Raw genomic sequence first — 23487 nt, forward strand, 5'->3', positions numbered from 1 at the left:
CGCAATCAACCGGATTGCGGTTCCATACCCCCGAATTTTTTGCCGCAAATGAGGCTGCGTTACATGACGATTCACGATTTTGAGCACAAGTTGTTGGGACTGATCGACAGCATGGTTGCCACCGCGACCGACGATGAGCTGTTTGCGGGGGGTTACCTGCGAGGTCATATCTCATTGGCCGTTGCCCGGGCCGAGCTGGAAGGCAAGACCCTGGTGCGGGACGTCAAGAGCTATGTGCTGCGCAGCCTCAACGAGGCGATCTTGCAAGGTGAGCTATCTGAAGAGGATGAAAAACTGGTGCAGGCGATGTGGAGTCGTTTGCAACAAGATGCAGAAGCTTGATCGGATACACAATTCAAACTGAAGTTTGAGTTTATCCTTCCCCTGAAGTTAGTGAAAGGTTAATAATAAGTTTCGCCTTTTGTTTCAGGGATTAAACTATGGCCTCCTCCTCACGCATTGCCAATAAACTGCCGCTCGAGATGCTCTATCACTGGGAGCGGCAGTGTCCTGATCGAACCTACCTGCGTCAAACCATCAACCGCGAATATGTCGATTTCACCTGGGGTGAAGTGGCCGATGAAGCGCGGCGGATGGTGACGGCCTTGCGTCACCTCGGTCTGGTGGCCGGTGACAAGGTGGCGCTGCTCTCCAAGAACTGCGCCCAGTGGTTTATCGCCGATCTGGCGATGCAGATGGGGCAGTATGTGAGCGTGCCCATCTACCCGACTGCCAACGTCGATACCATCGAATATGTGCTGCGCCACAGCGAAGCCAAGGCGATCTTCGTCGGCAAGCTGGATGACTGGAAGAGTCAGGAGGCTGGCGTACCCGCCGATCTGCTGCGCATCGCCTTCCCCTATGACACCATGCCAGCCAGCCACCAGTGGGATGACCTGCTGGAGGCGCACGAGCCGATCCCTGACAGCCCGGTGCAGGCCCCTGACTCCCTGCTGAGTCTGGTCTACACCTCTGGCAGTACCGGCAAGCCGAAAGGGGCCATGCTGAGCGTCGAGCGCTACGCCTGGTCGTGCGAGAAGCTGGTGGAGACGGTGAGCCTGAGCCAGGCCGATCGGGGCTTCTCCTACCTGCCGCTGGCCCATATTACCGAGCGGGTCTACATCTATGGCGGCAGTCTCTATGGCGGCGCTACCATCGCGTTCCCCGAATCCCTCGACACCTTTATCGAAGATGTCAAACGCTGCCGTCCCACCGTCTTTATCTCGGTGCCGCGGCTGTGGGCCATGTTCCGCATCAAGATCCACGAGAAGCTGCCCCAGAACAAACTGGCGTTGCTGCTCAAGATCCCGCTTATCTCCGGCCTTATCAAACGCAAGCTGCAAAAGGGGTTGGGACTGGATCAGGCCCGGGTACTCGGCTGCGGCTCCGCGCCTGTCTCCCCTGCGCTGCTTGAGTGGTATCTGAGCATTGGCCTCAAGGTGACGGAAGCCTGGGGCATGACCGAGAACCACGCCTACTCCACCATCAACTACCCATTCCGCGCCGACAAGATCGGCACCGTCGGCAAGGCGGGGATCGGAGTGACCATCAAGATCTCTGACGAAGGGGAGATCCTCTGCCGCTGCGAAGGGATGATGCTGGGTTACTACAAGGACCCCGAACACAGCGCCGAGGCCATCGATGCCGAGGGGTGGCTCCACACCGGTGACATGGGCAAGCTGGACAAGGAGGGTTATCTCACCATCACCGGCCGGATGAAGGATGTGTTCAAGACCGCCAAGGGCAAGTATGTGGCGCCGGTGCCCATTGAGGGGCTGCTGGGTCAGGAGCCCATCATCGAACAGCTCTGTGTGATTGGGTACGGCATGCCCCAGCCCATTGCGCTGGTGCAACTGGCCGAGAGCGCCATGAAGGGCAATCGGGAGGAGGTCAACGCCAGACTGGAAGCGGCGCGGGTTCGGGTCAACGATCAGCTGGAATCTCATGCCAAAATTCGCGGCATTCTGGTAGTGAAGACACCCTGGAATATCGAGAACGGCGTGCTGACCCCCACCATGAAGATCAAGCGTCACCTGCTGGAGCAAAAGTACGCCCAGGTCGGGGATCGCTGGCCCTCATCCCAAGTGGTGGTGTGGGAGGAGTAAATCCCGTCTTTCCATAGCCTAACAAACAACAACGGCCCTTGATGGGCCGTTGTTGTTTGTTGGGCATCTCACTCGCCGCCATTTGGCGGGCAAGTGAGATGCGTGCTCCCGGTTAGATCTGTGCCAGCGCGGCGGCCAGATCGGCGATCAGATCATCGGCATCTTCCACCCCGATGCTGAAGCGGATGAGGTCGTCATTGACCCCGGCGGCGAGGCGGCTCGCCTCGTCCATGGCTGCGTGGGTGGTACTGGCCGGATGGCAAGCGAGACTCTCGAGATCCCCCAGACTCACCGCCTGCACGAATAGTTGCAGGTTATCGAGCAGGGTGGCGCAGCGTTCAAACCCGCCTTCAAGTTCAATACTCACCATGCCGCCAAAGCCGCTGGCGAAGGCGCCGAGGGCATCGTGGCCCGGATGGTTGGCAAGCCCCGGGTAGATCACCTTCTTCACCGCCGGATGGGCCGCCAGAAACTCGGCCACTTTCTGCGCATTGTGCAGGTGGGCATCCATCCGCAGCGGCAGGGTCTTGACCCCACGCTGCAGCAGGTAGGCCTCCTGCGGGCCGATGGGAGAGCCGATGTGCTTGAGGGCCACGGTGCGGATCGACTTCATCAGAGCGTGGGAGCCCGCCACCACCCCGGCGATGATGTCGCCGTGGCCGCCCAGATATTTGGTACCGCTGTGCATCACCACGTCGACCCCGAGCTCCAGTGGGCGCAGCAGGTAGGGGGTAAGGAAGGTGTTGTCACACACTGTGATAGCGCCCACCTTGCGGGCCGCGTCCACCACCAGTCGCGGATCCACCACCTTGAGGGTGGGGTTGGTCAGGGTTTCGAACAGTACCACCTTGGTGGCGGGGCGGATATTGGCCAGCAGATCCCGGTCGCTCTCGTAGGCGGTGACCTTGATGCCGGCGCGGCTGAAGGTCTGCTTGAGGAACGCATCGGTGCCGCCGTAGAGCGGGCCTATATAGGCCACCTCATCGCCGCTGTCGGCCAGGGCATACATGATGGCGCTCACCGCCGCCATGCCGCTCGCCACCACCAGTGCTTCATCGGCACCTTCAAGCGCCGCCAGCTTCTGCTCCAGCTCGGCGGTGGTGGGGTTGCCAAAGCGGCTGTAGATAAAGCCGGGGGCCTGACCTGCGAAACGATCCTTGCCCGCTTGAGCGTTGAAGTAGCTGAAGGTGCTGCTCTGGTAGAGCGGGGTGGTGAGGGCGCCGGTCTGGGGGTCGATCCGCTGGCCGCTGTGTACGCTCATGGTTTTGAATTTCATCGTGTTGCTCCGTGATGGCCAGGCTCTGGCCATGACTTGTTTTGTTGTTCGTTGCTTGTTGTTTTTGTCAGCGCGGGTATGTGCATGCGGCTTGTGGCTTATGCATATACCCGCCTGCGGATCTTTACGCTGCTTAGGCCGTTATCGCTTCGCTTTCAGTGCGCGGGAGGCGAGCGGGTTCCACCGGCCCATAGTGCCGCGCCGCCACATCCGGGTGGGAGCGCAGCCGCCCTTTCAGCACGTTCTCCCCCACCTGATAGAAGAGCGGGTTGGTCGGGTCACTCTCCGGCCCTTGCGCCTGCGCTGCCAGCTCTGGGGAGAGGCTGAGCAGGGGCACGGTGGCATCGAGCCGCGCCGCCATAAAGAAGGCGCAGGAGAGGCGCGAGACGCCGGGCGGCGGGCTTACCACCCGATGCAGGGTCGCCTTGAGATAGCCGTTGGAGGCCAGCTCCAGCAGCTCGCCGATATTGACCACCAGCGCTCCCGGCAGGGGGGGCGCGGAGATCCAGCCGTCGGCCGTCTCGACCTCAAGCCCCGAGTGATTGTCCTGCATCACCAGCGTCAGGTAGCCGGGATCCTTGTGGGCGCCGACCCCCTGACTGCTGCTGCCCGCCTCTTGCCCAGGGTAGTGAATCAGCTTCATGTGGTGGTAGGGGGCGCCGCGAATACTGTCGTCAAACACTTGGGCCGGTTGCTCCAGCACCTCGGCAAAAGCGGCCAGCAGGGTGAGGGTGATATCGCTCAGCCGATCTTGCCACGCCAGCAGATGGGCTTTCATCTCTGGCAGGGCGGTTGGCCACTGGTTGGGGCCGACCAGCCGCTGCCAGGGTTCACGGATCAGGGCCGCAGGCAGGGCTTGCGCCTCGTTCATGATATCGAACTGCTCACGCAGATCCGGCCGCTGGCGGGTCAGCTCGGCACCGACCCGGTTGTAGCCGCGAAAGTGGGGGCTGTTGACCATCTGCACCGCCAGCTTCTCCTGCTCCGGCAGGGCAAAGAAGCGCTCTGCCAGCGCCAGGGTTTCCCGCTGCTCGGCATCACTCAGGCCATGCCCTGTCAGATAGAAAAAGCCGACGTCGCGGGCGGCTGCGGCCAGCCTGGCCAACATAGGGCGACGCAGGTCGGGTGCCCCGTTGAGGGCAGCCAGATCGATGATCGGCAGTGGTGAATGTTCCATGTGCACCTCCTCACTCTTTCGTTATCTCTGGCGCCATCTCTTGCACTGCCTCCGCTGTTGGCAGACCTGATAAGCGGCAAACGGGATGGCGCGACAGTGTGGCGCCATCTGGGATAAAGGGGATGCTACTGTTCGGTGTTATAAGACGGAAACAACAAATTATTCTTAGTTATATACAAAATTCGAAATGGAATTCGGTGCCTGATGGGCTGAAGGTTTTTGCGCAGCCATTGCGGGGTAAAGGGGCAACGATGAGGGGGAGAGTGATAACCAGAGGCAAGCTACCAGTGGCAAAAATGACCAAAACAGAAGGGAGGCGGATGCCTCCCTTCTGGTTGAGCGGGTGTTCACCTGACCGAAAGCACAGGCGAGTGACCGCGCATTCTGGCCTTAACCGCCTGCTGGCTCTCAGTAACCCAGGGTAAAGCGCTGGCGCAGGTGAGTCGGTTTTTCCACCTCGTTCAGCACGCCGTCGGCCAGATCACCGGCGGTGATCCCGGCAGGCTGTTCGCCGCTAAAGAGCACCTGATCGCCACCAATCCGATAGCCGCCGCGCTTCTCGCCCGGTTCGAGGAACACCGGGGGAGAGACAAAGCGCCAGTCGAGAGCGGTTTCACGGCGCAGGGCGGTGAGACCGTCACGGGCCGCCAGTGCCCCCTGTTTCCACTCGGCCGGAAACTCCGGGGTATCCACCAGTTGCACGCCGGGGGCGACCTCCAGACTGCCGGCGCCACCTACTACCAGCAGCCAGCTGTTGGCCGCTTTGGCTGCTGCGACAATCGCGTTGGCGCCCTTGAGGTACTGGTCGTAGATATCCGGTGTGGTCCAGCCCGGGTTGTAGGCGCTGATCACCCGATCGTGCCCCTTGAGCACCTCGGCCAATGCCTGCGGGTTTTGGGCATCCACCGCCACGGCGGTGACCTGCGGATGGGCGGCCACCTTGCTGACATCGCGGACTATGGCGGTGACGTGATGGCCGCGGCTGATGGCCTCGTTCAGGATGGCTGAACCGACAAAACCGCTGGCACCGATCAGGGCAATCTTCATGGGGAACTCTCCTTCACTGTTGGAATGGGGCTATCCTACGCTGCCATTTATGATTTAATAATCACCTCAAAAATGCATTTACTTATAAGCTGGATTTAATAATGGAACAGCTCAGACGTTACGCCATCTTCGCCGCCGTGGTGGATGCGGGCAGCATGACAGGGGCGGCCAAATCCCTTGGCATGACCCCCTCTGCCGTCAGTCAGCATATCAGCCAGCTCGAAAGCCTGCTCGGGCTGCCCCTGCTCCATCGCTCCACCCGTCGCCTCAGTCTGACCGAGGCGGGAGAGGTGGTGTGGCAAGGGTGCCGGGCGTTGCAGCAGACCCTGAGCGAGACCGAGCTGCGCCTCTCGGAGGTGCGCGACGCCCTGCTCGGGGAAGTGCGGATCACCGCCCCGGTGGGGATGGCGGGCCAGCCGCTGGCTCTGGCCCTCTCGCCGCTGTTGCAGGCCCATCCCGGCCTCACCATCCAGATCATCGCCGACGACGAGAAGCGGGATCTGATTGCCGAGCGGATCGATGTGGCGCTGCGGGTCGGCACCTTGCCTGACTCGACCCTGGTGGCCCGCAAACTGGGGCAGACCCGGATGCTGCTCTGCGCCGCTCCCGCCTATCTGGCGCGCAAGGGGACGCCGCGCATGCCCGCCGATCTGGCCACCCACGACTGGCTCTGCGGCGACATGCTGGGCAACGGTTTGCTGCTGCAGGATGAAAAGGGGGGCGAACACAGGGTGAGGTTCAAGGCCAAGGTGCTCTGCAATAACGTGTTGCCCTTGCGCCAGTTTGCGCTGGCGGGGCAGGGGATCTCGCTGCAGCCGGAGGGAGAGATTGGCGAGGATCTGGCGCAGGGGCGTCTGCTCGAACTGTTGCCCGGTTTTCGGGTGGCGCCGATGGAGATCCACGCCATCACGCCGCAGCGGGAGATCCCGGAGAAGGTTCGGCGGGTGGTGGAGGCGCTACGCAGCTACTTCGCAGGCACTTCCTGACACATATCAATGCAGCTTGGCCTAGCTGTCAGTTGGGCTCTTGCCCGCCAATGGGCTGGCGGCGCCACAGATAGAGTCCGATTGCCAGCAGCAAGCCGCCCAGAAAGAGCCAGCGAGCGCTCCCCCAATGGCCGCTGTCCGTCATCAGGGCCGCCAGCAGCAAGGGCCCCAGCAGCTGACCGAGGTTGGCGAGCTGGACAAAAAAGCCCTGCACGATGGCCAGTTGCACCGGCCCCTGACTCACTCCCTGCGCAGACGAGAGGATCGCTGGCGGCGCCATGCCACCCGAAAGGGAGAGGACGAGGCACAATCCATAGGCCCACCACGGCGACAGGCCGGGCCAGAAGGCGAGCATGCCGCACAGCGCCATCAGACCCAGTGCCCAGCTGATGAGCCGGTCTCGCGCTACGCCCCGGCGCAGCAGCCATGCCCCCATCAGGTTGCCGGGAATATTGGCGACCACCGCCAGCGCCGAAAGCAGGGCGATCTGGCTTTGGCCAATCCCGGGGCTGCCTTGCAACATGGTTGGCAGCCAGACAAAGAGCGCCCAGAGCATCAGGCTGTAGAGCGTGAACGCCAACCCGCAGCGCCAGAGTGCCTTCTGCCGGAGCACCGTGAGCTGGCGCAGCGGGTGGCCCGAGTTGATCGAGTTTTGGGGTGCCCAGACCCGCAGTTTATCTGCTGAGCGACTGGCGAGCAGAAGCAGCAGGGCAGAGAGTTGCGGGATCATCAGGAGCAGCCAGGCCAGCCGCCAGCCACCTTGCGCCGTGAGCCAGGGGGTGAGCAGCATACCCGCCGCCGCCCCGAGAGGCAGGTTGACCGCCCACAGGCTCAAGGCCAGCCGTTTATCCTCCTCCCGGGTCACCGCCACGATAAAGGCGGGCATAGCCACCGAGACCAGCAAAAAGCCAATCCCCTCGACAATGCGCGACAGCAGCATCATGGCCAGCCCGGTGGCGGGCAGCGCCAACGCACCGCCTGTGACGATAACCAAAAGCCCGACAACCCCGGTTTGCCGCCCACTCCAGCGGGTCAGCAACAGGCCGAGAAAGAGACTGCAGAGGATCGCCAGCGTATTGAAAGCTGAGGCGAGATAGCTGGCTTCAACCAGTGTCAGCCCCAGCTCGTTGCGCAGTATGCCGAGTACGGCGGGCACTTTGCCAAGGCAGAGGGCGCCGCTGGCACCGGCAAAAATGGCGAGGAAGACCAGAGGCCAGCGCGTGCTTTGTGGCTGGTGGCCAGCGAGCGTGCTCATGGCCGATATTGGCCGTTGCGCAGCCACTCATCGTTGAGCTGACCAAATTCGCCGCGCTGATAGGCATGCAGCCGATCTGCAATGGCGTCGTGGCTGTTCATGACGACGGGGCCATGTTTGACCAGGGGTTCATTGAGCGCCTGGCCTGAGAGCAGCACGAAGTGGCAGCGCTCGGTGGCCTCCAGTTGCAGAGCCACCGCCTCGCCGCCATCGGCAGGCAGGCTGACACCCATCCCGTGACCTGCCGGGATGAAGTGCCGCTCTCCCTCCGCCTGCAGGGTCAGCGATCCGGTCAGGGGATAGATCATGGCATTCCAGCCTGCCGCCAGCAGATGGGTGAAGCGGTTGCCGGGCGCGCAATGGCCATCGAGCAGGGTAAAGGGTTGGGGCAGTTCTACCGAGTGTGGTGCCGTTATCCCGTTGCTGTGGCCTGCGACCAGCCGTACTCGCACCCCTTCGTCATGAAACTCGGGGATGGTGGCAGCGGCTGCGTGGATGGCAAAAGGCGACGCCATCTTCTGACGGGCAGGCAGGTTGACGAAGATTTGCAGGGCGTGGACATAGGGCGATGCCCCTTCCGGCTGCTCGGTATGCACGGCCCCGCGCCCGGCCGCCAGCCAGTGGAGCGCCCCCGGTTCGATGGGGCCCTGATTGCCGAGGGAGTCGTAGTTGACGTGGGGGCTCGTCGAATCCTCGAACAGATAGGTGACGGCAGAGATCCCGGCGTGGGGATGGGGCTCGAAGGTGGGGGCGGTCATCTGGAAGTGATCCGCCATCACCACGGGGTCTATCAGACCGTTGAAAAAGTGTTCGCCAAAATGGCTGGCTTCAAAGCCGCTGCCAATGCGCAGCGGTTGGCCCTTGACGGGGGCGGAGAGAGTCAGGCGTCTGGTCATCGATATAACCTCTTGAAGACATAAAGAAGCCTTCGGTCATCTGACCGAAGGCGGGCGAGTTACGACTTCTTGGCACCCTCTTGCATCTGCCACACCAGGGTGGCGAAAGGCATGTCGAGGGCGTTGTAGACATCGTGCGCCTTGGGGTCGACGTTGCTGCGTAGCATCTCGACCGCGGCAGAGGCGTAGTCGGTGACCGGGATACCGGCCCCCAGCAAGCGTTGCAGCCCAGTGGTGCGCTTGGCTTCGTTGAAGGTGCCGGAAGCATCGAGCACCACCCGGGCATCATAGCCGGCAGCCTTGGCAGAGAGGGCCGGGAAGCTGGCGCAGATCTCGAGGGATACCCCGGCGATGATCAGCTGTTTGCGGCCGGTCTTCTCAATGGCGGCGTGCACGGCGGGATCGTCCCAGGCGTTGATGACGGTGCGGTTGATCACCTTCACATCCGGCAGGGCACTGGTCAGTTCGGGCATGGTGGGGCCCCACATGCCATCGGGCATGGTCGCGGTCACGATCACCGGCACGCCGAGGGCGCGGGCGGCGTTGGCCAGCGCCACCACGTTGTGCTTGAGCTCGCCCACCGTGGTGTCGCGCACGCCGCTCAGCAAGCCGACCTGATGGTCGACCAGCAGCAGTACCGCATTGTCTCGGGAGAGCATCTCCAGATAGCGGTTGGGTGATACAGTCGGATGGCTGGCAGCCTCGGCAGCTATAGCCGGTGTCGCTGTGGTGGCCAGCGTGGCAGTCAGGGTCGCCAGACCGAGCAGGGTGGCAGAGCAGATTTGTCGCAGTTTCATGGTGAACTCCTTGTGATATCGGAACAGTCAAACGGCCCTTGCTGGTGCGGCGGATTGCCCGCGCAGCAACCGTCTGATGGGGACAGGGCCATTATGATGGCTGCAAAAATGGCGACAATCTGGTGAAATAGGTTCTTATCGTTCCATGAATGGAACGATGTAAATGCACCTCACCCTGACCAAGGCTGCCCGATGACACCACTGGAACTTGATTTGAATGATCTCTATCTCTTCACCCATGTGGTACAGCGACAGGGATTCACTGCCGCTGCGCGGGCGCTTGGCGTGCCCAAGTCGCGGATCTCGCGCCGGATCCGGCTGCTGGAGGAGCGGCTGGATACCCGTCTGCTGCAACGTACCTCACGCCAGCTCAGCCTGACCGATGCCGGTGAGGTGCTCTATCGCCACTGTCAGGCGATGCTGGCCGAGGCGCAGGCCGGAGAGGCGGCTGTGCGGCAACGGCAGCAGGAGCCGAGCGGTCTGGTGCGGATCAGCGTGCCCATTACCATTGCCGATGCGCTGCTTGCCCGCTTGCTGCCCGCTTTTATGGCGCAATACCCCAAGGTGAGGCTCGCCGTGCAAGCCAGCAACCGGCAGGTGGATCTGCTGGAGGAGGGGCTGGATGTGGTGATCCGCGGGGTGGCCTTCGAGCAGCCCCCCTCCAGCTTGGTGCAGGTGCCGCTCTGTACGGTGCAGTGGGGCGTGCTGGCGACCCCGGCGTGGCTCTCGCGCCACAATGCGCTGGCGCATCCACGGCAGCTGGAAGGAGAGGATGCCCTACTTTTCAGCTCGCTGGAGCGTCAGGCCGATCTGCTGCGGCTGCGGCACGACAGTGGGGAGAGTGAGGAGGTGGTGGTCAATGTGCTGCTGCGCAGCGACAATGTGCAAACCCTCAAACAGGCGGCGCTGGCGGGGCTCGGGATGGTGGGCTTGCCACTTTACGCCTGCGTGAGTGAGTTGGCGGATGGGCGGCTGCAACAACTGCTGCCCGAGTGGCGTCCCAAAGATGGCAAGCTGGTGATGCTCTATCCCGCGCGGCGCGGTCTGTCACCGGCGGTCAGGGCCCTCATCGACTTCATCAAGGTGCAGTTGCCTGCACTGCTGGCAGAGGTCGGTCAGCCACGCTGAGGAGAGCTATCCCTCCATCTTGCGGCGAATGCGCTCGAACAGGCTCTGCAGGCAGGCTTGATCCCGATCGGCGGCCCGCACCGCGCCGTACATATGGCGACGGATACCGCTGCCGAGGGGGCGGGCGCAGAGCATCCCCTGTCTGACAAACTCGTCGCTGGCCCAGCGTGGCAAGGCGGCGACGCCGAGGCCGGCGGCGGCCATCTGCAGCATCACCGAGGTGTTGTCCACCGGCTTGCAGCGGGCGGGCTCCACCCCGGCGGGTTGCAAAAAGCGGCTGAAGATATCCATGCGGCTGCGCTCCACCGGATAGACCAGCAGCACCTCCGGCCCCAGATCGCTCGGCTCGATGCGGCTCTGGTGGCAGAGGGGGTGATACGGCGCCATCACCAGAGTCAGATCGAAGGCAAACAGCGGCTCGAAGTGGAGATCGCCGCGGGCCTGCACATCGGAGGTGAGCAGCAGGTCGAGCTGGCCGCCGAGCAGGGCATTGATGGCATCAAAGCCCGGCACCGACTCCACCTCCAGATCCACCCCAGGCCACTGGCGGCGAAAATCTGGCAATAGCGGCAGTAGCCACTGGATGCAGCTGTGGCAATCGAGCGCCAGATGCAGCCTGCCCGCATCGCCGCTCTGCAAGGCCTGCAACTGCTTCTCGGTCTGGGCCAGGGCGGGCAGTACCTGACGGGCGAGGGCGAGCAGCTGGCTGCCTGCCGCGGTCAGCACCAGCGGGCGGCTTTTGCGCAGGTAAAGCTCCAGATTGAGGCGGGTCTCCAGCTCTTTGAGCTGGTGGGAGAGGGCGGACTGGGTGAGGTTGAGGGTCAGCGCCGCACCGGCCAGCGAGCCCTGCTCGGCCAGCGCGGTCAATGTTTTCAAGTGTTTGATCTCTATCCCTGCATTGCTTGGCACTGCCATAAGATGGCTCCTTGTGAGATTGCGTATGGCGCTGAGGTTGCGGCCGGCGGTTACCCTGCTGCGTTTCTTGACTCCGCCACCTTTTGCACCTGTAAAAATCGGCCTCTGTATCCTCGCGGTGAACCTGATTGGCGGTCAGTTGAGGATTATTTGAGAGCCACTTGAAGAGGATTCAATAGCCAGCGTCACCTTATCTTGTCATTTTGGATGTGTAAACATCTGGATGGCTAAACCATCCAGTTTCCATCAGATGAATGAGCATAAGGAAATGAACCTATGACACGAGCACACACCCTGGGCTTCCCCCGTATCGGCGCCAAGCGCGAGCTGAAATTTGCCCTCGAATCCTACTGGCGTGGCGAGACCACTCAGGCCGAACTCGTTGCCGTGGGCAAGACGCTGCGTGAACGCCACTGGCAGGCCCAGCACGGCGCCGGGGTCAATCTGCTGCCGGTGGGCGACTTTGCCTGGTATGATCAGGTGCTCGGCACCAGCCTGCTGGTGGATGCGGTGCCTGCCCGTCACCGTCATGGCGAGACCGATCTCGACACCCTGTTCCGGGTGGCCCGCGGTCGTGCGCCGACCGGCCCGGCGGCGGCTGCCGCCGAGATGACCAAATGGTTCAACACCAACTATCACTATCTGGTGCCTGAATTCAGCCGTGATCAGCGCTTCAAGCTGGGCTGGCGCCAGCTGTTTGACGAGGTCGAAGAGGCCAAGTCGCTGGGGCTGCCGGTCAAGGCGGTGCTGCTGGGGCCGGTCTCTTATCTGTGGCTCGGCAAGGAGAAAGAGAGCGGCTTCTCCCGCCTTGAACTGCTCGATCGCCTGCTCATCGTCTATCAGGAGATCCTGGCCAAGTTGGCCGCCCAGGGAGTGGAGTGGATACAGATCGATGAACCTGCGCTGACGCTGGACTTGCCGGACGAGTGGCGGCTGGCCTACCTCAACGCCTACGAGCGCTTGAGCGGCCCCTGCAAGCTGTTGCTCACCACCTATTTCGGCTCGGTGGCCCATCAGCGCGACATCATCACCAGCCTCAAGGTAGATGGCCTGCATCTGGATCTGGTGGCCGCCCCCGAGCAGCTGGAGACCCTGTTGCCGCATCTGCCCGCCCAGTGGGTCATCTCAGCCGGGGTGATCAACGGCCGCAACGTCTGGCGTGCCAATCTGGCCAAGCTGGCGCCGACTCTGAAGGCACTGAAAGCCAAACTCGGCGAGCGGCTCTGGGTGGCCTCATCCTGCTCATTGCTGCACAGCCCGGTGGATTTGACTCTGGAGCAGGAGCTGGATCCCCAGACCCGCAGCTGGTTCGCCTTCGCCTTGCAAAAATGTTTCGAGTTGGGACTGCTCAGAGAGTATCTGGATGGGGGCGAGCTCGACAAAATCACCGCCTACAGCCAGCCCATCGTGGATCGGGAGTCCGACAGCCGGGTGCACAAAAAAGCGGTGCAGTCACGGCTCGCCAGCCTCACCAACAGCGATTTTGATCGCCACAGCCCCTATCCGGTCAGGGCCGAGCTGCAGCGCTCGGATCTCAAGCTGCCGCTGCTGCCCACCACCACCATCGGCTCCTTCCCGCAGACCTCCCAGATCCGGGTGTTGCGGCAGGATTGGCGCTCCGGTCGCATCGATGACAGTGCCTACGAGGCTGGCATTAAGGCCGAGATCCGCGATGCCATCGCGCGTCAGGAGGCCATCGGGCTGGATGTGTTGGTACATGGTGAGGCTGAGCGCAACGACATGGTGGAGTATTTCGGTGAGCTGCTGGATGGCTTTGCCATCACCCGCTTCGGTTGGGTACAGAGCTATGGCTCCCGCTGCGTCAAGCCGCCGGTGATCACCCGCGATATTGACCGCCCGACTCCCATGACGCTCGAATGGACCCGATTTGCCCAGAGCCTGACCGACAAGCCGGTGAAGGGGATGCTGACTGGCCCTGTGACCATCCTCTGCTGGTCCTTCCCGCGGGAAGATGTGAGCCGCGAGCAGTCCGCCCTGCAAATCGGGCTGGCCATTCGCGACGAGGTGGCTGACTTGGAAGCCGTCGGCATCAAGATCATCCAGATCGACGAACCGGCGATCCGCGAAGGCTTGCCCCTGCGCAAGCAGGATCATCAGGCCTATCTCGACTGGGCGGTGCGCGCCTTCCGTCTGAGCGCAAGCCCGGTGGCGGACCGCACCCAGATCCACACCCACATGTGCTACAGCGACTTCAACCTCATCATCGAGGCGGTGGCGGCGCTGGATGCGGATGTGATCACCATCGAGACCAGCCGCAGCCAGATGCAGCTGCTCGAAGCGTTCGAACGCTTCAACTACCCCAACGAGATTGGCCCGGGCGTCTACGACATCCACTCGCCGAACGTGCCGAGCCAGAGCTGGATTGAGGGGTTGCTGCGCAAGGCGGCCAAGCAGATCCCGGCCGAGCGGCTCTGGGTCAACCCGGATTGCGGCCTCAAGACCCGGGGCTGGGAAGAGACTGAGGCCGCCCTCAAGGTGATGGTCGATGCCACCAGGGCGCTGCGGGCCGAGCTGGCGTAACCGGCTAGCCGTGACCGCCATCGGTAAGGTGGCGTGCTGACAAACGAACGAGAGAGGGGAAGCCATTGCTTCCTCTCTCTTTTTTCGTTGGCCACTTTTCCACTGGATCCTGAACCTTGCCGCAGCCCGCTTTGCACTAGGCTCAGAGTTGGCAGAAGTGGATGGAGTCGCGGCCATGAGAGTCAGTCTGGGGAGCGCAATCCTGTGGGGATTGCTGATGTGGCAGAGTGCATGGGCGGCACCAGCGGCCGAGTTGAAGATGGTCTACTTTGACGACTTTGCCCCATATTCGTGGCGTGACGAACAGGGCAGGATGCGCGGGCTGATGATAGACGTGATGGATCGGGTGGCAGCGCAGATGGGGCTGCGGGTGCGCCATGAAGGTTATCCGTGGCAACGGGCGCAAAAACTGGTGCGGATGGCGCAGGCCGATGGCTTTGTCACCATCGCCACCCGGGAGCGCCGCTCTTACACATTGGTGGTGGAGGAGCCCGTTACCACGACGGTTTTGACGGTATTTACCCGGCTTGGCCACCCCCGGATGAGCGATTTTCAGCGTGCCAGCCGCTTGAGCGACTTCAAATCACTTACCTTTCTCGACTATTTCGGTAACGGCTGGGGCAAGGAGAACCTGGCGGGCTTCACCGTTCATCACACCATCAATGTCGATAATGTTTTCAAAATGCTGGCGGCGGGTCGGGGGGACCTGATGGTGACCGACCCACTGGTGGCACGTTTCAAACTCAACCAGCTGGGATTGTCCGGGCAGGTGGTCGAGGTGCCGCTGCAGCTTGCCTCTACCCCGTTCAATCTCTGCATCGGCAAGCACTCCCGCTTCAATACCCGGATAACCGAGTTCAACCGTGCCCTGCAACAGCTGCGACAAAGCGGCGAGTTGGCGCGTATCGTCGAACGCTATCGTTGATGCGTTGCCGCCATCTGCGGTTTGCCAAGGGCGTGTCTATCTTGGCGTCATATCGGCGATGGTTGCCCAGAAGGCATCGATCAAGGGCCCCTTGCTGTGGGGCGGACGGATAAGGCCAATGGTCCAACAGGCTTCCCCGTCTCTCAAGGGGAGGGTGAGCACATCCGGGTGCTCTATGGTGGTGGAGGAGGGGACCAGGGTCCAGGCGATCTCGGCTGCCGCGGTGGCGACGCCAGCGGCAAAGTCGTTGACGTACTGGATATCGCGAAAACGCAGCCCGCTCTGGGCCAGATAGTTCATCAGGTGATCGTAAAACGACGGGGCCTTGTCCCGACGGAGGATCGCCAGCGGCTTGTCCACCAGATCCGCCAACTCCCTCACATCGCGGTAGCTGGCGGGTAGTACGGCGACAAAGTGGGCTTCGACCACCGGCAGGGCGTGCCACCCCTTGGGGGCGGGCAGGCGGCAAAAACCGAGATCCAGCTTGCCTTCACTGAGCGCCAGCAGCTGGTGGTGGGTGGAGAGATCGTTGAGCTCGATAGTCACTTGCGGCCGCTCGGCGCGAAAACGGGCAATGGCGGCGGGCACCAGGATTTTGGTGGCCACGCCAAAGCCGATGCGCAGGGTGCCGACATTGCCCGCCAGCACGTCGCGGGCGGTGCGCGAGAGCTGCTCGCTCTGGATGACCACAGCGCTGGCATCCTCATACAGTGCCCTGCCCAGTCCGGTGAGGCGAGTGGTACTGGCGTTGCGCTCAAACAGCTCGCCGCCCAGCTCCTCCTCCAGCCGCCTTATCTGTTTGCTCAGGGCCGACTGGGTAACGTGCTGGCGCACCGCCGCCTGGCCGAAGTGCAGCACCTCCCCCAGAGTGACGAAGGCTTTCAGATCCCGTAGCTCCATCAGGGCTCCTTTTATTCCTGTTGGGAATGTTGAGTGGTCATATTTGTCATTGGACGGAATTTTAGAAGTGATGGATGCTTATGCCAATTCATTTCGGGTACCCCGGCACGGGGCGCCGGGTTATCAGAGATGGCTGACACCATCAGCGCAGCAGGAGCAACACCAGATGCATCACCACAAGTTCAACGACTTCCCGAGCGATTTTCTGTGGGGCGCCGCCTCCGCCGCCTATCAGGTGGAGGGGGGCTGGAATGCCGATGGCAAGGGGCCCTCGGTGTGGGATCTTTTCACCAAGCTGCCGGGCAAGACCTTTGAGGGGAGCAACGGCGATGTGGCGGTGGATCACTACCACCGCATGGAAGAGGATGTGGCGCTGATGGCCGAGATGGGGCTCAAGGCCTACCGCTTCTCGGTGAGCTGGCCGCGCATCTACCCCACCGGTCGGGGGGAGGTGAACGAGGCGGGACTGGCCTTCTACGAGAAGCTGATCGATACCCTCTTGGCCCACCAGATCGAGCCGGTGCTGACCCTCTACCACTGGGATCTGCCGCAAGCGCTGCAGGATGAGTACGGCGGCTGGGAAGACCGACGCATTATCGAGGATTTCGAGCGCTACTGCGTGACCCTCTATCAGCGCTTTGCCGGCAAGGTGAAGTATTGGGTGTCCCTCAACGAGCAGAACTACAACCTGACCAATGCCTATCAGCTCGGCACCCATCCGCCCGCAGTGCAGGATCGCAAGCGCTTCTTTGCCGCCAACCATATCGCCTTTCTGGCCAATGCCCGGGTGATCAAGGCGTTTCGCCAGCATGTGCCGAATGGCTTGATTGGCCCGAGCTTTGCCTACTCCCCAGCCTATCCGGCGTCGTGCGATCCGAAAGATATGCTGGCCTACGAGAACGCCGAGGAGTTCAACAACCTCTGGTGGCTGGATGCCTATTGCTTTGGCCGCTATCCGCAGGCGGCGCTCGCTTACTTGCGAGAGAACGGCGAGGCGCCCGAGATCCTGCCGGGCGATATGGAGTTGCTGCGCGAGGGGACGCCCGACTACATCGGCGTCAACTACTACTACACCCTGACCTACACCGATAACCCCTTGGGCGGTCAGACCCTGCAGCGGATCAACACCACCGGCAAGAAGGGCACTACCCCGTCCAGCGGCATCCCGGGCCTCTACAAGACGGCGCCCAATCCGCACCTTGAGACCAGCAACTGGGATTGGGCCATCGACCCGACCGGGATGCGCATCGCCCTGCGTCGTCTCTCTTCCCGCTATGGTCTGCCGCTGATGATCACCGAGAACGGTCTTGGCGAGTTCGACAAGCTGGAGGCGGGCGACAAGGTGAACGATGAGTACCGCATCGATTACCTGCGCAGCCACGTCAAGGCGTGCCAGGAGGCGATGCAGGATGGCGTGGAATTGCTCGGCTACTGCGCCTGGTCGTTCACCGACATCCTGAGCTGGCTCAACGGCTACCAGAAGCGTTACGGCTTCGTCTATGTGGAGCGTGACGAGCAGGGGGGCTCCCTTCGCCGGATCAAGAAGGCGAGCTTCCACTGGTACAGCCAGTTGATTGCGAGCCAGGGCAAGCAGCTCTGACGGTTTATCGCGTCGCGTAACCAGGGGGCCCGGGCAATCCCCGGGCCCACGCTGTTTGTGGCGGGGGAGAGGGGGCAAGCCGGTTTCTCACCGTGCGACTCATCCTTGTTTACTGATTTTTGTCCTGCCAAAGCCGCCGACCCCTGCTATTATCTGCGGCCGAACATGAGCCAATAAAAATCAGGATATCGTGATGACTGACCACACTTTTATTCCCGGCAAGGACGCGGCGCTGGAAGACTCCATCGAACGCTTCCAGACCAAGCTGCAAGCTCTGGGCTTTGATATTGAAGAGGCCTCCTGGCTCAACCCCGTGCCGAACGTCTGGTCGGTGCACATCCGGGACAAGGAGTGCTCCCTCTGCTTTACCAACGGCAAGGGGGCCAGCAAGAAGGCGGCCCTCGCGTCTGCCCTTGGCGAATATTTCGAGCGTCTCTCCACCAACTACTTCTTCGCCGACTTCTATCTGGGCGAGCAGGTCGCCAACGGCGATTTCGTTCACTACCCGAACGAAAAGTGGTTCCCCATCGAGGGTGACCAGTTCCCGGCCGGTCTGCTCGACAGCTTCACCCGCAAGTTCTACAACCCGGACGGTGAAGTGACCGCCGACATGCTGGTGGATCTGCAGTCAAACAACGAAGAGCGCGGTATCGTCGCGCTGCCGTTCGAGCGTCAGTCCGATCACGAGACCGTCTACATCCCGATGAACATCATCGGCAACCTCTATGTCTCCAACGGCATGAGCGCTGGCAACACCAAGACCGAAGCGCGCACTCAAGCGCTCTCCGAGGTGTTCGAGCGCCACGTGAAGAACAAGATCATCGCCGAGGCCATCAGCTTGCCGCTGATCCCGGACGAGGTGATTGCCCGTTATCCGGGGATTGCCGCCTCCATCGCGGCGCTCGAAGCGGAAGGCTTCCCCATTTACAGCTTCGATGCTTCCCTCGGTGGCCGCTATCCGGTCATCTGTGTGGTGCTGCTCAACCCGAGCAACGGTACCTGCTTTGCCTCCTTCGGCGCCCACCCGCGCTTCGAAGTGGCCTTCGAGCGGACCGTCACCGAGCTGCTGCAGGGCCGCGGTCTCAAGGATCTCGACGTGTTCGTGCCGCCGTCATTCGACAACGAGCAGGTAGCGGATCACCACAACCTCGAGACCCACTTCATCGACTCCTCGGGCCTTATCAGCTGGGACCTGTTCAAGCAGGATGCGGACTTCGAGTTTGCTGACTGGGATTTTCGTGGCACCTCGCAGGAGGAGTTTGATCACCTGATCGGCATCTTCCATGAGCTGGAACAGCCGGTCTATATCGCCGACTACGAGCATCTGGGGGTCTACGCCTGCCGCATTCTGGTGCCGGGCATGTCCGACATCTATCCGGCCGAAGATCTGCTGCTGGCCAACAACAACATGGGCGCCAACCTGCGCGAAGTGATCCTGGCGCTGCCATCACTGGATTGGGATGCCGAGCAGTACATGGCGTTGTTTGATCAACTGGATGAAGAGGGGCACGACGAGCGCACCCGTGTACGCGAGCTGCTGGGCATCGCCGCTGCCAAGGGGACCGCGCTGCACACCCTGCGCGTTGGCGAGCTGAAAGCCATGCTGGCGCTGGCCGCCGGTGAGCTGGAGACCGCACTGGATCTCATCGACTGGACCATGGAGTTCAACCAGTCAGTGTTCACTGCCGAGCGTGCCAGCTACTACCGCGCCCTGCGTGCCTGCGTCGAGTTGTTCCTCGACGAGGAGCGGGATCCGGAGCAGTATCGCGCCGTCTTCACTCGCATGTATGGCGAAGAGACGCTGGCACAGGCATGGGCCAACGCCACTGGCGAAGCACGCTTCCACGGTCTGGAGGCGGCCGACCTGTCGCTCTCCCAGTTCCCGCTGCACCAGAAGCTGCTGGCGGCTTACGAGAAGCTGCAAAAGGCCAAGCGAGCCCATCACTGGGCGTGATCGTTGCTGTAAAGGAAGGGGCCGAGTGGCCCCTTCTGTTTATCGTGCGGCAAGGCACGGGATTGTTATTCAAAGATGAAATAAAAAACAAAAAATACCCCTAAGGGGATTGATTGCAGGGCAGGGGATGTGCTGTTGATCTGCAAAGATATCTTGCCAATGCCACATTTCCATGATTGGAAATAAATTCTTTAAAATCATTGCATTAAAAATGTGATATTTCTGTTTCAGCTGATACATGGTGTAAAGTGGCGTAGCCATCGCACTAAAATATTTGTAGTAAAATTACATTCGCACTCTGATAAACTTGATCAATGTCAATTTTGGCTATTAGGCCCTTTGTTATGATTTCAACAGGCAAAACATTCAGGTAGAAAATAATTGAAAGCTGAATCTCCATTCGATTGTCTCAAGCCCGAAGCCATCGCTGCACTGGCTGAAGACATCACCTATGCCAAGGCTACCAAGCCGGCATACAAGGTCATTCCACTGGCCATTACCGCAGGCGCTTTCATCGCCATCGCATTTATCTTCTACATCACAGTGACGACCGGAACCGGCTCCATGCCTTGGGGTATGGCCAAGTTGGTGGGCGGTCTCTGCTTCTCTCTCGGACTTATTCTCTGTGTGCTGCTCGGTGCCGAGCTGTTCACCTCCACCACCCTGACGCTGGTGGCCAAGGCTGCCAATCGCATCAGCTGGGCTCAGCTGCTCAAGAATTGGGGTCTGGTCTACTTCGGTAATCTGATTGGCGGTCTGCTGATGGTGGCGCTGATCATCGTTTCTGCCGAGTACACGGCAGCAGACGGTCAGTGGGGCCTTAACGCCCTCAAAGTGGCCCAACACAAAATTCACCACACCTTCTTCGAAGCGGTGGCGCTCGGTATCCTCTGTAACCTGATGGTATGTCTTGCTGCCTGGATGGCCTTTGGTGCCCGCAGCGCGACTGACAAGGTAGTGGTTATGCTGCTGCCGGTTGCCATGTTCGTTGCCTCAGGTTTCGAGCACAGCATCGCAAACATGTTTATGATTCCGGTTGGTATCGCTATCCACAGCGTGGCTAGTCCGGAATTTTGGCAGGCCATCGGCCAGGATCCGGCAACCTTTGCTGACCTGACCGTATCCAACTTCGTCCTACACAACCTCATCCCCGTGACCATCGGCAATATCATCGGTGGTGGCGTGATGGTTGGTCTGACTTACTGGTTTATCTTCCGTCGTCATCATTAAGGATGATTGCGGGATACTACATCAATACCGTGTGAGGTAATGAAAAATGGCAGAACTTAACGAACAGTTCCAAAAAGCATGGGAAGGCTTCGCGGCCGGTGAATGGCAGACCTCTGTCAACACCCGTGACTTCATCCAGAAGAACTACACCCCGTATGAAGGTGACGAGTCCTTCCTGGCTGGCGCGACCGAAGCGACCACCAAGCTGTGGGACAAGGTCATGGAAGGGATCAAAATCGAAAACCGCACTCATGCGCCGGTCGATTTTGATACTGACCTGCCCTCCACCATTACCGCACACGATGCCGGTTATATCGATCAGAGCCTGGAGCAGATCGTTGGTCTGCAGACTGACAAGCCGCTGAAGCGCGCCATCATCGCCAACGGCGGTATCAAGATGGTTAAAACTTCTTGCGAAGTGTACGGTCGTCAACTGGACCCGATGGTCGAGAAGATCTTCACCGAGTACCGCAAGACTCACAACCAGGGCGTGTTTGACGTTTACACCAAAGACATCCTGAACTGCCGTAAGTCTGGTGTTATCACCGGTCTGCCGGATGCCTACGGCCGTGGCCGTATCATCGGTGACTACCGTCGTGTTGCCCTGTACGGTGTTGACTTCCTGATGGCCGACAAACTGGCCCAGTTCAAGTCCCTGCAAGCTGACCTGGAAAACGGCGTCAACCTGGAAGCCACCATCCGTCTGCGCGAAGAGATCTCCGAACAGCACCGTGCCTTGGCACAGATGAAGGTGATGGCTGCCAAGTACGGTTGCGATATCTCCGTACCGGCCAAGAACGCTAAAGAAGCCGTACAGTGGACCTACTTCGCCTACCTGGCGGCAGTCAAGTCCCAGAACGGTGCAGCCATGTCCTTCGGTCGTACCTCCAGCTTCCTGGATATCTACATCGAGCGTGACCTGCAGAAAGGCCTGATCACCGAGCAAGAAGCCCAGGAGCTGATGGACCACATGGTCATGAAGCTGCGTATGGTTCGCTTCCTGCGTACTCCGGAATACGATTCACTGTTCTCCGGCGACCCGATGTGGGCGACCGAGACCCTGGCTGGTATGGGCGTTGATGGCCGTACTCTGGTCACCAAGAACAGCTTCCGTATGCTGAACACCCTGTACACCATGGGCCCGTCCCCTGAGCCGAACCTGACCATCCTGTGGTCCGAGAAGCTGCCGGTCGGTTTCAAGAAGTACTGTGCCAAGGTATCCATCGAGACCTCTTCCGTTCAGTACGAGAACGACGATCTGATGCGTCCGGATTTCAACAACGATGACTACGCCATCGCTTGCTGTGTATCCCCGATGATCGTTGGTAAGCAGATGCAGTTCTTCGGTGCTCGTGCCAACCTGGCCAAGACCATGCTGTATGCAATCAACGGTGGTATGGACGAGAAGCTCAAGATCCAGGTCGGTCCGAAAACCGAGATGGTCAAGTCCGAGTACCTCGACTACAACGACGTAATGGATCGTCTGGACCACTTCATGGATTGGCTGGCCAAGCAATACGTTGCTGCGCTGAACATCATCCACTACATGCACGACAAGTACAGCTACGAAGCCTCTCTGATGGCGCTGCACGACCGTGACGTATATCGCACCATGGCGTGTGGTATCGCTGGTCTGTCCGTAGCCGCTGACTCCCTGTCTGCCATCAAGTACGCCAAGGTCAAGCCGATTCGTGACGAAGATGGCGTTGCCATCGACTTCGAAATCGAAGGCGAATACCCGCAGTTCGGTAACAACGACGCTCGCGTCGATGATATCGCCTGTGACCTGGTTGAGCGCTTCATGAAGAAGATTCAGAAGCTGAACACCTACCGTGGTGCTGTTGCTACCCAGTCTGTTCTGACCATCACCTCCAACGTGGTATATGGCAAGAAGACCGGTAACACCCCGGATGGCCGTCGTGCTGGTGCTCCGTTCGGTCCGGGTGCAAACCCGATGCACGGTCGTGACCAGAAAGGTGCTGTTGCTTCCCTGACTTCCGTAGCCAAGCTGCCGTTCGCTTACGCTAAAGATGGTATCTCCTATACCTTCTCCATCGTTCCGAACGCACTGGGTAAAGATATGGAAGCCCAGAAAGCCAACCTGGCTGGCCTGATGGACGGTTACTTCCACCACGAATCCAACGTAGAGGGTGGTCAGCACCTGAACGTTAACGTGATGAACCGTGAAATGCTGCTGGACGCCATGGAAAACCCGGAGAAATATCCGCAGTTGACCATCCGCGTATCCGGTTATGCCGTTCGCTTCAACTCTTTGACCAAAGAGCAACAGCAAGACGTCATCACCCGTACCTTCACCGCTTCTCTGTAATCGAGACGTAGTGAGCAAAAACCGGCGCCAAGGCGCCGGTTTTTTTATGCGTGCGATTCAGGGGGAGTAATCATCCCCAGTGAATCGCCTCCAGTTCCATCGCAACCACAACAGTTGTTACTGGGTATTCGAAGAGGATTAAGGGGAGGGGCTCACCAGGATTGACCTAGGCCCCGTCTGTAATGCGATTATGCTTTATTCGCGCTCTAAGGGGATAGGCGGTTGCTTTGCCTGCCATTGCATCAGTGTTGCTATGGCTCGTGGAACAGCTGATCAGGTTTAAGGGGTGAACAGAGGCGCCATCGCGGGTATCAAGCAATACCCATAAGCCTGTGACTATGGAATCATTCTCTGCCTCTGCCTCTGCCTCTGCCTCTGCCTCTGCCTCTGCCTCTGCCTCTGCCTCTGCCTCTGCCTCTGCCTCTG

Annotated in this window: 18 protein-coding genes; 10 read left to right on the plus strand and 8 right to left on the minus strand. The window is 60.6% G+C overall.

All coding sequences use genetic code 11. The features are described from left to right. Positions 1-63: 63 nt before the first annotated feature. Entirely contained in the window at positions 64-342 is a 279-nt protein-coding gene (locus G5182_RS10155; RefSeq protein ID WP_005333639.1) for a YfcL family protein, read from the plus strand. A gap of 98 nt (positions 343-440) precedes the next feature. Next, entirely contained in the window at positions 441-2105 is a 1665-nt protein-coding gene (locus G5182_RS10160) for an AMP-binding protein (RefSeq protein WP_005333638.1), read from the plus strand. A gap of 112 nt (positions 2106-2217) precedes the next feature. Here the strand turns inward: G5182_RS10160 and G5182_RS10165 are convergent, their stop codons facing one another. The 3 genes from G5182_RS10165 to G5182_RS10175 form a co-directional block, all read right to left on the minus strand. Then, complete coding sequence (locus G5182_RS10165) at positions 2218-3381, minus strand: trans-sulfuration enzyme family protein (RefSeq protein WP_227273826.1); 1164 nt, start codon at positions 3379-3381, stop codon at positions 2218-2220. Positions 3382-3514: 133 nt separating this feature from the next. Then, positions 3515-4558 (minus strand): isopenicillin N synthase family dioxygenase, encoded by a 1044-nt coding sequence (locus G5182_RS10170; RefSeq protein ID WP_227342671.1) that lies wholly within the window; start codon positions 4556-4558, stop codon positions 3515-3517. Between the two features lie 408 nt (positions 4559-4966). Then, the gene (locus G5182_RS10175) at positions 4967-5605 is read right to left on the minus strand and encodes an NAD(P)-dependent oxidoreductase (protein WP_227342672.1); all 639 of its coding nucleotides are present in this window, start codon (positions 5603-5605) and stop codon (positions 4967-4969) included. A gap of 101 nt (positions 5606-5706) precedes the next feature. On the opposite strand from G5182_RS10175, the gene G5182_RS10180 reads away from it, so the two are divergent. Beyond that, the gene (locus tag G5182_RS10180; RefSeq protein ID WP_227342674.1) at positions 5707-6591 is read left to right on the plus strand and encodes a LysR family transcriptional regulator; all 885 of its coding nucleotides are present in this window, start codon (positions 5707-5709) and stop codon (positions 6589-6591) included. A gap of 28 nt (positions 6592-6619) precedes the next feature. Here G5182_RS10180 and G5182_RS10185 read toward each other — a convergent pair whose 3' ends face one another. From G5182_RS10185 to G5182_RS10195, 3 genes are read right to left on the minus strand one after another with little or no spacing between them, the layout of a single operon-like run. After that, on the minus strand, positions 6620-7846 hold the full coding sequence (locus tag G5182_RS10185; protein WP_227342675.1) for a CynX/NimT family MFS transporter: 1227 nt from the start codon (positions 7844-7846) through the stop codon (positions 6620-6622). Beyond that, positions 7843-8742, minus strand: coding sequence for a pirin family protein (locus G5182_RS10190; protein ID WP_227342677.1), 900 nt, complete (start codon positions 8740-8742; stop codon positions 7843-7845). The genes G5182_RS10185 and G5182_RS10190 overlap by 4 nt, the downstream gene beginning before the upstream one ends. 59 nt (positions 8743-8801) lie before the next feature. Next, positions 8802-9539: an isochorismatase family protein gene (locus G5182_RS10195; protein ID WP_227342679.1), complete on the minus strand. Its 738-nt coding sequence runs from the start codon at positions 9537-9539 to the stop codon at positions 8802-8804. Positions 9540-9731: 192 nt separating this feature from the next. Between G5182_RS10195 and G5182_RS10200 the strand changes: the two genes are divergently transcribed. After that, positions 9732-10667: a LysR substrate-binding domain-containing protein gene (locus G5182_RS10200; RefSeq protein WP_227342681.1), complete on the plus strand. Its 936-nt coding sequence runs from the start codon at positions 9732-9734 to the stop codon at positions 10665-10667. 6 nt (positions 10668-10673) lie between these two features. Here G5182_RS10200 and G5182_RS10205 read toward each other — a convergent pair whose 3' ends face one another. Continuing rightward, positions 10674-11582, minus strand: a complete 909-nt coding sequence (locus G5182_RS10205; protein ID WP_227342682.1) for a LysR substrate-binding domain-containing protein — start codon at positions 11580-11582, stop codon at positions 10674-10676. A 276-nt stretch (positions 11583-11858) separates the two neighbouring features. Here G5182_RS10205 and metE point away from each other — a divergent pair, with 276 nt between their 5' ends. After that, entirely contained in the window at positions 11859-14123 is a 2265-nt protein-coding gene (gene metE / locus G5182_RS10210) for a 5-methyltetrahydropteroyltriglutamate--homocysteine S-methyltransferase (RefSeq protein WP_421254351.1), read from the plus strand. Between the two features lie 175 nt (positions 14124-14298). After that, the gene (locus G5182_RS10215; protein WP_120414108.1) at positions 14299-15048 is read left to right on the plus strand and encodes a substrate-binding periplasmic protein; all 750 of its coding nucleotides are present in this window, start codon (positions 14299-14301) and stop codon (positions 15046-15048) included. A gap of 36 nt (positions 15049-15084) precedes the next feature. Here the strand turns inward: G5182_RS10215 and G5182_RS10220 are convergent, their stop codons facing one another. Further along, positions 15085-15948 carry a LysR family transcriptional regulator gene (locus tag G5182_RS10220; protein ID WP_216978919.1) on the minus strand — a complete coding sequence of 288 codons (864 nt, stop codon included), beginning with the start codon at positions 15946-15948 and terminating at the stop codon, positions 15085-15087. Between the two features lie 166 nt (positions 15949-16114). Here G5182_RS10220 and G5182_RS10225 point away from each other — a divergent pair, with 166 nt between their 5' ends. From G5182_RS10225 to pflB, 4 genes are all read left to right on the plus strand, one after another. Continuing rightward, a complete protein-coding gene (locus tag G5182_RS10225) occupies positions 16115-17548 on the plus strand; it encodes a glycoside hydrolase family 1 protein (RefSeq protein ID WP_159158768.1) in 1434 nt (477 codons plus the stop codon). A 193-nt stretch (positions 17549-17741) separates the two neighbouring features. After that, complete coding sequence (gene ycaO / locus G5182_RS10230) at positions 17742-19502, plus strand: 30S ribosomal protein S12 methylthiotransferase accessory factor YcaO (RefSeq protein ID WP_227342686.1); 1761 nt, start codon at positions 17742-17744, stop codon at positions 19500-19502. 381 nt (positions 19503-19883) lie between these two features. After that, the gene (focA, locus tag G5182_RS10235) at positions 19884-20732 is read left to right on the plus strand and encodes a formate transporter FocA (protein ID WP_005333620.1); all 849 of its coding nucleotides are present in this window, start codon (positions 19884-19886) and stop codon (positions 20730-20732) included. A gap of 46 nt (positions 20733-20778) precedes the next feature. Beyond that, complete coding sequence (pflB, locus tag G5182_RS10240) at positions 20779-23061, plus strand: formate C-acetyltransferase (RefSeq protein ID WP_005352571.1); 2283 nt, start codon at positions 20779-20781, stop codon at positions 23059-23061. The last annotated feature ends 426 nt before the right edge of the window (positions 23062-23487 follow it).

The sequence above is a fragment of the Aeromonas sp. 600948 genome (assembly GCF_049174875.1).
Lineage (GTDB): Bacteria > Pseudomonadota > Gammaproteobacteria > Enterobacterales > Aeromonadaceae > Aeromonas > Aeromonas veronii_A.